At 41.5% G+C, this 10,250-nt stretch carries 12 protein-coding genes; 5 read left to right on the forward strand and 7 right to left on the reverse strand.

The features are described from left to right. Positions 1–12: 12 nt before the first annotated feature. The gene (locus LCD34_RS15865; protein WP_224559735.1) at positions 13–921 is read left to right on the forward strand and encodes a LysR family transcriptional regulator; all 909 of its coding nucleotides are present in this window, start codon (positions 13–15) and stop codon (positions 919–921) included. A gap of 32 nt (positions 922–953) precedes the next feature. Here the strand turns inward: LCD34_RS15865 and LCD34_RS15870 are convergent, their stop codons facing one another. Then, positions 954–1,433: an aminoacyl-tRNA deacylase gene (locus tag LCD34_RS15870; RefSeq protein WP_135226984.1), complete on the reverse strand. Its 480-nt coding sequence runs from the start codon at positions 1,431–1,433 to the stop codon at positions 954–956. 146 nt (positions 1,434–1,579) lie between these two features. Between LCD34_RS15870 and LCD34_RS15875 the strand changes: the two genes are divergently transcribed. After that, positions 1,580–2,782, forward strand: a complete 1,203-nt coding sequence (locus LCD34_RS15875) for an MFS transporter (protein WP_224559736.1) — start codon at positions 1,580–1,582, stop codon at positions 2,780–2,782. A 13-nt stretch (positions 2,783–2,795) separates the two neighbouring features. Here the strand turns inward: LCD34_RS15875 and LCD34_RS15880 are convergent, their stop codons facing one another. Next, positions 2,796–3,527: a MurR/RpiR family transcriptional regulator gene (locus LCD34_RS15880; protein ID WP_224559737.1), complete on the reverse strand. Its 732-nt coding sequence runs from the start codon at positions 3,525–3,527 to the stop codon at positions 2,796–2,798. Positions 3,528–3,731: 204 nt separating this feature from the next. Between LCD34_RS15880 and LCD34_RS15885 the strand changes: the two genes are divergently transcribed. Then, a complete protein-coding gene (locus LCD34_RS15885; protein ID WP_138825323.1) occupies positions 3,732–5,060 on the forward strand; it encodes a 6-phospho-beta-glucosidase in 1,329 nt (442 codons plus the stop codon). Positions 5,061–5,094: 34 nt separating this feature from the next. Here LCD34_RS15885 and LCD34_RS15890 read toward each other — a convergent pair whose 3' ends face one another. Then, the gene (locus LCD34_RS15890) at positions 5,095–5,742 is read right to left on the reverse strand and encodes a DUF3885 domain-containing protein (protein ID WP_212357494.1); all 648 of its coding nucleotides are present in this window, start codon (positions 5,740–5,742) and stop codon (positions 5,095–5,097) included. A 113-nt stretch (positions 5,743–5,855) separates the two neighbouring features. On the opposite strand from LCD34_RS15890, the gene LCD34_RS15895 reads away from it, so the two are divergent. Beyond that, positions 5,856–6,056 (forward strand): hypothetical protein, encoded by a 201-nt coding sequence (locus LCD34_RS15895; protein ID WP_025206887.1) that lies wholly within the window; start codon positions 5,856–5,858, stop codon positions 6,054–6,056. A gap of 10 nt (positions 6,057–6,066) precedes the next feature. Here LCD34_RS15895 and LCD34_RS15900 read toward each other — a convergent pair whose 3' ends face one another. Continuing rightward, entirely contained in the window at positions 6,067–6,981 is a 915-nt protein-coding gene (locus tag LCD34_RS15900) for an NAD(P)/FAD-dependent oxidoreductase (RefSeq protein WP_212357490.1), read from the reverse strand. A 64-nt stretch (positions 6,982–7,045) separates the two neighbouring features. Next, a complete protein-coding gene (locus tag LCD34_RS15905) occupies positions 7,046–7,483 on the reverse strand; it encodes an Rrf2 family transcriptional regulator (RefSeq protein WP_017366776.1) in 438 nt (145 codons plus the stop codon). Positions 7,484–7,664: 181 nt separating this feature from the next. Here LCD34_RS15905 and LCD34_RS15910 point away from each other — a divergent pair, with 181 nt between their 5' ends. Further along, the gene (locus tag LCD34_RS15910) at positions 7,665–8,036 is read left to right on the forward strand and encodes a hypothetical protein (RefSeq protein ID WP_217609073.1); all 372 of its coding nucleotides are present in this window, start codon (positions 7,665–7,667) and stop codon (positions 8,034–8,036) included. A gap of 76 nt (positions 8,037–8,112) precedes the next feature. Here the strand turns inward: LCD34_RS15910 and LCD34_RS15915 are convergent, their stop codons facing one another. Both LCD34_RS15915 and LCD34_RS15920 read right to left on the reverse strand, forming a co-directional pair. Then, entirely contained in the window at positions 8,113–8,970 is an 858-nt protein-coding gene (locus tag LCD34_RS15915; protein ID WP_217609072.1) for an SMI1/KNR4 family protein, read from the reverse strand. Positions 8,971–9,076: 106 nt separating this feature from the next. Beyond that, positions 9,077–10,051: a tRNA dihydrouridine synthase gene (locus LCD34_RS15920; RefSeq protein ID WP_217609071.1), complete on the reverse strand. Its 975-nt coding sequence runs from the start codon at positions 10,049–10,051 to the stop codon at positions 9,077–9,079. Between the last annotated feature and the right edge of the window lie 199 nt (positions 10,052–10,250).

Consider the following 10,250-nt stretch of genomic DNA (forward strand, 5'->3'; position numbering starts at 1 on the left):
GGCGGTGCAAAGATGAATTTACATGCCCTCCGTATTTTTGCAAAGGTAGCCGAAACAAAAAGTGTCACACAAACGGCAGACGTGCTGTCTTTGACGCAGCCGGCTGTGACGGCACAATTACGAAGCATTGAACGAGAGATCGGCTTTCGTCTTTTCAAACGAAACGGCCGGGGGATTACATTGACGGAGATGGGAAAGATCCTGTATCCATATGCCCGGCAAGTATTCGAGGCGGAAAAAGAAGTGGAATATCAGATTACCCTTCTGCAAAACGGAAAAAAAGGAAGACTCAGAATTGCTTCTACCTACGTACCACTTAACTTTTTGCTGCCTGATTGGCTTGCCTCTTTTAAAACATCATCGCCACAGACAGACATTGAATTAAAAAGCGGAAACTCCGCTCAAGTGATCGAAAGCTTGCTTCAATATCAATCAGATGTGGCGATTGCTGTAATTGAAGATCTGCACCACGAAGATCTTCACACCTCTCACTTAACTGATTTAAGTTATGACTTTATCGTGCCTGTGGATCACCCGTTAAATGGACAAACCGTCCCCCTAGAACGCCTAAGCCATGAACCTTTTTTAATGCGAGAAGAAGGCAGTTCAACGAGAGACAAGCTTTTTTCCATTTTTACCGCTAAAGGAATTAAAAAACCGACCGTTGATTTACAATTCAGTGGTGTCCACGAAGCCATTCAAATGATCAAAGCTGGCTATGGCATCACCCTTGTTCCTCGTGACGCTGTTCAGCGAAGCTTAGAACGTGGAGAGATTGGGCGCGTGTATATCGAAGGAATAGACATTATCAGACCTGTTGTGGTCTGCAAACGGGCGAATGACCTTGAGGAAAATAGGACGGTGAATGCTTTTCTGCAAATGAAAGACATCGGACCCTTTATAGCACCTGACTCCAATTAAAAAAGTGCCTGCTTCAGCAACAGGCACTTTTTCTATTCGGATGGCTGAACAAGATCAAATGGGACCGCTTTTGATGCTTTTACTAGTTGTTCTGGGGTGATGAGTATTTCATTTCCCCATTCTCCCGCTCCAACGCCTAATATCTCTTCTTCTAATAGCGATGCTTCGATAATCGTGCGGAACCCTTCAGGCTGCCAACAAAATGGCGGAATCGAGCCAATCCGATAGCCCGTCACTTCAAGTACCGTGTCAGGTGAAGCCATTTTGATATTACGAGAGCCTGCGGCTTTCTTTAGTTTCCCTGATTTGATGTGCTGGTCAGCACCAACCATTACAAGCAGCTGCTCCCCTTCCCCTGTTTCAAAGATCAATGTTTTGATCATTTGTCTTTCTCTAAAACCAAGTGCTGCAGCTACATTCGCTGCGCCCTTCTCTGTGTCGGCAGAAAATGTTTTGATGTCATACGGGATGCCATGCTTGTCCAAAAAGTCATGTGCTGGTAATGTTCTCAATTGATTGAACCCCTTTCCTTACGTTGTTCTTTCATTTAGCTTATCACAATCCTCTCATCCTTAAGATGTATTTTTCAATGGAAAACCTCTGCACACTTCGCCAACATGCTATACTGAACTTGTTTTTGAAAAGGAGTCGGTTGGATATGGGAAATAAGTTTTGGTGTTATACAGGCAGTAAAAGCCTTCTCATGCTAAGTGATATTCTATTTTTGATGACAGTCACATTGGTTATTTATCAAGATACACAATCTGTCGCCTATGCGGCTGTATTTCCGCTCATAAGAACACTATGTCAGCTATTGGCTGGGCTCCTCTCTCCTGTTTTGACAGAACTCTTTCAAGCCAAGCGTCTATTGAAATGGGTCCCTCTTTTACGTATTGGAATGCTCGTCGTATTCACGACCCAATTTGATTTCTTTCAGCAGCACCTGATCTGGCTGTTTAGTGCATTCGTTTTGATTTCCATCACAGGCGGGTTCATCAGCCCTTTATTACAGGCCATCATGCCGATGCTTGTGCCAGAAAATCAGCTTGTGAAAGCGAACAGTACAGCCTCCGTTTTTTATCAATCTGTTCAAATCGCCGGCTATTCGTTTACTGGAATGCTCGTCCTGTTGATTGGTCCATCTTATTTAATGTGGGCCTCTTGTTTCATGATTGTGTTGTCCTATCTATTGATCATCCCTGTTTTTTCTCTACTCAAGCAAGAAGACACGGTTCAAAAAGAAAATAAGATGAACGGGTTCAAGGATGGCTGGAAGATCATTTGGACAAACAAAACGGTTCGCATCCTGACTTTCATGGATGTTTGTGAAAATATTGCAGGTGCTTTGTGGGTCGGACCGGTTACGCTTGCCTTTGTCACACTTGTTTTAAAGGAAGGTGCGGAATGGTGGGGATATATCAATGCCGCATATTATATAGGTGCCATTATAGGCGGACTCATGGCCGCATGGCTAAGTCAGTTTATTCAAAAACAACTTCTCCTCTTTATGGCAGCGGGCTCTTTTATTTATGCAGTGCTGACGATCCTATTTTCACTAAACAGCCTGCCATGGCTTGCATTGCTGCTCTGTATTTTAATGGGGCCTGCCTATCAAATTCGAGATGTCTCTCAGCAAACCATTCTCCAAACGGAAACACCAGTCCATGAGTTATCAAAGGTGTATTCGGCTCAATACGTGCTCTCTTCTATGTCTGTCAGTTTATCTATTTTCTTTGTTGGATTAATTGCGGATACATTCGGAGCGAGATTTGTGTATTTGTTAGGCGGACTGTTTGTACTCATCTGTTCCGGGATTGCCATCACCACTTTCATGATGCAGAAAAAAAGAGCCACTGTTTAAGGCAGCGGCTCTTTTACTTTTCTTTTAACATCGTAAACATGTCACGCGCCATTGCTTCTAGGATATACACAACGGGTGTCTGTGTGGTGATGTTGGCTCTATGGACTCGTTCGTCTGTGACGTAATAAGCAATATTCAAGTCAGAAATACGAGAAATTGTACAGTGCTGATTGTTTGTAATACTAATGATCGTGCTGCCTTCTCTTTTAAGTTTCGAAATATGATCAATCGTAATACTGTTCTCTCCTGATACCGACAGCACAATGGTGACACTATTGTCTAAATACTGCATATTCATCGGGAAAAACGGATCATTGATGTAGAATGAAAATTTCTCAAGACTTGAAAAGTACCTTGCCCCATACTGCGCCAAAATACCAGAACTGCCTGTCCCGATAAATAGCACATTCTTTGCATCCGCAATGAGCTTCGCTGCCTCTTTAATCTTCTCTTCAAAATCTCCTTTAAGTGTCCGTTCGATAAATTCATACAAGAAATGCTGCGTGCTTTTCAAAGAAGGTGTTTGTTCTGCTTCTAAATACATTTTGAGCTTCACCTTAAATTCTGAAAAGCCTTCACAATTCACTTTTCGACAAAAGCGAAGGACAGATGAGGTCGATATATGTGCGGCATCTGCCAAATCACGAATTCTCATATAGACGACTTTTTCACTATTTTCCATAATGTATCGGTATAAAGCACTTTCTAGTTCATTAAAGCTGGAAATGTCCTCACTTGAAAACATCTGACTTCCCCTTTCTCCAATAACATGACACAACACGTTTCTTTTATGTAACAAATCTCTAAATAGGGTACCCTTGCCTAAAGACGCTGAAACCGTTTACGCACAAGGTACTCTCACGATAAGCTATAGATGTACAAACAAATGATAAAAGATTGATTCACTCTATTATAACATTGTGCGTTACATTATTCGGAGGTGCAGAACATGGCAAAAGGATTAAAGGTTGTCACAATCGGCGGAGGATCAAGCTATACACCAGAGCTAGTCGAAGGATTCATTAAACGGTACGATGAATTTCCAATTAGCGAACTTTGGCTCGTCGATATCGAAGCAGGTAAAGAAAAGCTTGAGATCGTCGGAAATCTTGCAAAACGTATGGTGAAAAAAGCGGGACTTCCAATCGAGGTTCATTTAACTTTAGATCGCCGGAAAGCACTGGTAGACGCTGATTTCGTCACAACACAATTCCGCGTCGGATTACTGGAAGCACGTATGAAGGATGAACGCATTCCTTTAAAATATGATGTCATTGGTCAAGAAACAAACGGTCCAGGCGGTCTATTCAAGGGTCTGCGCACCATCCCTGTCATTCTTGATATTGTGAAAGATATTGAAGAATTATGCCCAGATGCTTGGCTTGTGAATTTCACCAATCCAGCTGGTATGGTCACAGAAGCCGTACTTCGCTATTCAAACCACCGCAAAGTCGTTGGCTTATGTAACGTACCAATCGGCATTCGCATGGGCATCGCCAAAGGACTTGATGTCGATGCAAGCAGAGTCGAAGTCAGCTTTGCTGGATTAAACCATATGGTCTTTGGACTGAACGTGTTCTTAGATGGCAAAAGCATCATGGATCAAGTGATCGAAGACATGGCAGATCCAAACTCCACCATGTCCATGAACAACATTCAAGCGATTCCGTGGGATGCAGATTTCTTAAAAGGGCTTGGTGTGATTCCTTGTCCGTACCACCGCTACTATTACAAGACAAGTGATATGCTGGCTGAAGAGAAGAAAGCAGCAGAAAATGAGGGAACTCGTGCAGAAGTCGTCCGTGCACTAGAAAATGACCTGTTCGAGCTTTACAAAGATCCTGATCTTGATATTAAGCCGCCACAGCTTGAAAAACGCGGCGGTGCTTACTACAGTGATGCAGCATGTAACTTGATCGCATCCATTTACAACGACAAACATGACATTCAGCCTGTAAACACCATCAACAATGGTGCCATCAGTGACATTCCAAATGATTCTGCCGTTGAACTGAACTGTGTCATCACAAAAGACGGCCCAAAACCAATCGCTGTTGGTGAAATGCCGGTCGCTGTCAAAGGACTTATTTCTCAAATTAAATCCTTTGAACGTGTAGCCGCTGAAGCAGCCGTGACAGGCGACTACAACACAGCACTTGTCGCCATGACCATCAATCCGCTCGTCCCATCAGATGCCATTGCAAAAAGCATCCTAGATGAAATGCTAGAAGCACACAAAGACTACTTACCACAGTTTTTCAATAAAGTAGAAGCATAAAAAGAAGCCGCACTTGTCAAAAGTGCGGTTTTTCTTATTTCCCGGCAAACAACTGATCCATCTGAGCACGGTCATAGTCTAAGAGCCAGTGCTGTAAACCTTCATAAACTGGACGCAGATGTTCTGGATCTGCCGCAATAAGATCACAGCCTCGATCATCATATAAGTGGAAAATCATCTGTTTTGAGAGATTGATGAGATAAATGTCATAACCAAGCTTTCCTTTCAAGATTTGATTCGGTTTGTAGAAATCCTCTTGGCATATAGCTTGTAATAGCGTGCGCAATCGAATATCTTGCAGCTGACACTTGAGTGTAAATCTCTCTATTTTCATTGTTTCTTCTTGTTTTGGTTGTACATAGGTCAAACGCTCGTGACGCAATCGGTGACGCACTTGTCGGTCGGCATATTTTTGATAAACTAGGAGCTTTTGCTTCGTTAATTCATGTTCATGCTGCGTATAGACATCCGTGACAAGTAGAATATCGTCTTCTGGATCAAAAGCATATCTGACAATTTTTAAAGCCCGATCGGCTGCTTTTTCTAATACAACCGATTCTTCTCCTAATGACCAATCTGCCACTTCAAAGCGAAGACCAAAAGGCCACCCATAAAAAAGAGGCGGCGTGAGGACAAGATCAGGAAAATAACTTTTTAAAAAACGATTGGTTTGATCGCTCATGTCATGTCCTTCCAGTGGTTTTATTTCTTATTTTACCGTTGAAACTGATGGAAATTCAATTGGAAATAAACTGTCATTTCTTATATGATAGAAAGAGATGGAGGTGTGACCAATTGAAAAAATGGTTTTTACAGGTGTTCCTCACCGCATTGATCACGATGTGGATACAGACTGGACTTGATCAGGCGAACATCATTCATATCACCAATGTATGGGTCGATGTCAGCAGCTGGATCCTGATCTTCTTTGTCATCTACGCACTTTTTGAATGGACAGCTCACGTCTTAGCAAAACGGAAAATCGCTCATCGCTGAACATCTCTTTTTATAGAGGTGTTCTTTGTTGAAACTCTTCCTGCACAAGTTCATGAATGACGCCCATTCCTGCCTGACTTCCAGCTGCTGCTGCAAGAACAAGCTGAGCAGGTCCGCCTAAATTATCACCACATGCAAAAATACCGCTGACGGTTGTACGCCCAAGAATATCTGTTTCAATGCCCCCATTTTTCGTCATTTGACAGCCTAGTTTTTCAGCAAAAGGGGTTGACTGCTTGAAATCACTTGCGACAAATCCGCCTTCTCTTTTCACCGTTTCCCCATTCGCAAGGTGAAGAGAGTGAAGCTGCCCATTGTCATGATGGATCGCTACAATTGGTACATCAATGACTTGAATAGAATGCGCTGATAGCAGTGCTTTCTCCTCTTCAGCTAACACTTGCTGTCCATTTGTAAACACAATCAAATCCTTTGTCCAATTGGAAAGAAGTTTCGCCATATGCAAAGCGCGCTGGTTCTCTGCAATCAGGGCAAGTGGCTTGTCCTTCAGCTCCCAGCCATCGCAGAAAGGACAGCTAAACAACGTCTTTCCATACACTTCATGAATCCCGTTGATCTTTGGTAATATATCCTGAAGTCCAGTTGCCAAAATGATTTTTTTCGCTTCGAATCTTTCTCCTTCTTGTGTCAGTAACGCGAAGTTGTCCTCATGATTTTGTATCTCCACAATTGTGCTTCGTTTGATTTGGATATTGGGGTAGTTTTGGAGATCCGCTTCTCCTGCTTGTCTGATCTCAAACGGTGTCATTCCATCGTTTGTAATAAATCCATGTGATTCCTGAGTCACTCGATTTCTTGGCATCTCGTCATCGAATATTATGACCTGTTTTCTGCCCCGCCCCACAACAAGTGCTGCATTTAATCCGGCTGGTCCGCCTCCGATAATGGCACAATCTAATAACATGTCAATCTCTCCTTTTTATTCAAGACTTTAAAGACTCTTAATATCTATAATTCACTCAAAAAAATCACATCTTGAAAAATGGATTTTTTTCTGTCTGCTCTATTTGGCTTGCAATATCAACTAACCGCTTTTGACTTAACGTCTCCTGCATTTTCATTTCAACATCCTGCATGACTTGTTCAATCAAACAGCCATCGTGAGGCATGAAAGAATCATGTTCTAAAGAACAACGAAATAAATGGGTTTGTCCTTCTACCGCCTGAATGACGTCTAAAAACGAAATGTCCTCCTTCTTTTTCAGAATGGTGTAACCACCTTTTGCGCCAGGTGTTGATTCAATCAACCCCGCCTTCACAAGCTTTGTTAAAATTTTAGATAAATAGGTAGGTGAAAGATCTTGCATCTTGGCGAGAGGCTCAACGCCTATTGCTTTCCCCTTTGGTGCAAGGGTTAAAAATACCATCGTATGAAGCGCATAGTTGGTCGCTTTAGAATATTTCATCAAAACATTCCTTTCTATCTATTATAGACCTTTTATATCTGTAATTCATCATAAAAGATTCAAGAAGAAAAAGCAAGTATTGTGGATCTGCTTCTTTTTTCATTCCACATTTCGCATTTCCTTCCGATAATAGAAGTAAGCACGAATAAAAGCTTGATGAAGACTAGAAGGAGTGAAAAAAATGTCAGATCAACAGCACAATGCAGCACACGAAGAAGAAGAGGAATTTAACGTATACGACATGCTTCCACCCGCAGGAACAATCATTGGCGAAGCAACAGAAGAAGAAATGGAAGCTGCGGCAGCATTAGAAGTGAGACATTACGCCTTTATGCGTCTGCAAGACTCGTACATTCAATTTGATGGATCTTCTTATAAAGAATTGCTTAAAGACTTTCAAGAAATAGAATTTGATTCTGCAAAGTTTTGGAGAGCCATCGCACGACGCCTGCAAGTCCCATACGAATGGCCAATCCGAATCGATCATGCAAACGGTCCTATTTATATTGGTGAAACAGAAGATAGCCGTGAGGTTGAGGAGAGTGCGGAGTAAAGGAATTGGTGACCCCCCTTTTAATAAGGGGGGCTTTTTAAGAAATTTAAAAGATTTTTCACATGAAATAGATATCTTATTGCTCTTCTAAATCAAATTCCAACCACAATGATATATTAAAAGCGATTTCATGCATTTCATCTATTTTTGATTGATTCAATTCCTCCGCAAAACGACGTGCATTTTGAAAAATATCGTCATTCTGCTTAATCACCACAGCATTCAGTGTAAGGATTGTACTGAGCGCCCAGCCAGCAGTTACTAACAAATTTTCGTCTTGAATGGCGTTCATAAAAGTTTCTACTTCTGAAAAAAACCACTTGATATCATCAATTTGTTCTATATGAAAAAATACAATATTCTGAAGTGCCTCAGGATCTCCGGTCTTCAATATTTCTTTCACTTCTTCTTTTGATAATGGCGGATTCTGTTTTTCATATTCAGCCTGCCACTCTTCATCCGACATTTCATCTTCTTCACTATCCTCTGCGGTATAATGCCCCGCAATCAGTTCATCAAACGAATCCGCTAATTTGAAATCCGTCTCATATTCTAGATCAAAGTAGTGAATCGGCGGATGCTCCTTTGTTTCTCTATAATCCAATGCAATCCATGTATGACCATCCCCACAAATGAGCACAAGTCCCTCAGGCAATTCCCATTCCTCTATTAAATAATCACTATCCATAATACCTTCGCCTTTGGCAATTCCTCTTAAATGATCAAATGACACATGATCCTCTGCCCATCCATTCGGCTGGTCCGTTGGAAAAGCATTATGCAAGGTATAACCGCCATTTTGTTCAAGAATCAGTTTCTTATATGTATCAGGCAAGATGACGCCTAGTTTTTTTTCTGCTTTTGCAATGTCTTTTTCATTGATTTTCTTAAATGTCTCTTCACTTTCTCTGTCTATATCCCAAAATGGTTTCAAATAAAATACCTCCAATTGTTATTTCTATCTCATTTTACCATTTGAGAAAACTAGTTTAATAGTCCTACTCATAAAAAAGAGAAGGGTTCCCCCCTCCTCTTGTTGATCATGATTGTTCTTGATTTCTCTCTTCAAATTCATCTAGCATTGCACGCACTTCATCTGTTGATGATGTGTTCATTAATTGGTTTCTTAAGAAACTCGCTCCTCTGAAACCTTTTACATAAATCTTAAAGAAACGGTGCAATGCCTTGAATGGACGCAAACCTAGTGATGAGTATTGATCATGGAGATCAAGATGTAATCTTAAAAGACCAAGCAGTTCATCACTTGTATGCTCCTTCGGCTCTTTTTCAAAAGCAAATGGGTTATGGAAAATCCCGCGCCCAATCATCACTCCGTCCACTCCATACTGTTCTGCGAGCTTTAAGCCTGTTTGACGATCAGGAATATCACCATTGATTGTCAAAAGAGTATCAGGGGCTACTTCATCACGCAGTTTTTTAATCTCAGGAATGAGTTCCCAATGCGCATCCACCTGGCTCATTTCCTTTCTTGTGCGAAGGTGGATCGATAAATTCACAATATCTTGCTCCAAAATGTGTCTAAGCCATCCGCGCCATTCATCGACCTCAGTAAAACCAAGTCTTGTTTTGACGCTGACAGGTAATCCCCCAGCTTTTGCTGCTTGAATCAGCTCTGCGGCAACATCTGGACGAAGAATCAAGCCACTGCCCTTCCCATTTTGTGTGACATTTGGGACAGGACAGCCCATATTAATATCAAGCCCCTGAAATCCCAACTCCGCCATTCCAATGCTCATCTGTCTAAAGTTCTCAGGCTTATCTCCCCAAATATGAGCAACAATCGGCTGCTCATCCTCTGTAAACGTTAAACGGCCTTTCACACTTTGAATGCCATCAGGGTGGCAGTAGCTCTCACTGTTCGTAAACTCTGTAAAAAACACATCCGGTCTCGCCGCCTCACTCACAACATGACGAAACACAACATCTGTCACTTCTTCCATTGGTGCTAATATAAAAAATGGCCGCGGTAAATCACGCCAGAAATTTTTACTCATCTTTCATCCAATTCCTCTCATGACATAGCGCCTTAAAGGGCATGTCCTTCTGTAAATTCTTTCAGCAATTTTTATCATTATATACTTTAATATGAACTAGGCAAAATTGCAAAAAAGGACATTTGATCATGGACTACGGGATGAAAAGATTTATTTTAAAAATTAGTTACTTGATGCGAGTAAGAAATTTAAAAATATC

The organism is Bacillus sp. RAR_M1_44 (genome assembly GCF_020165935.1).
In the GTDB taxonomy this organism is placed as follows: domain Bacteria; phylum Bacillota; class Bacilli; order Bacillales; family Bacillaceae; genus Bacillus; species Bacillus altitudinis.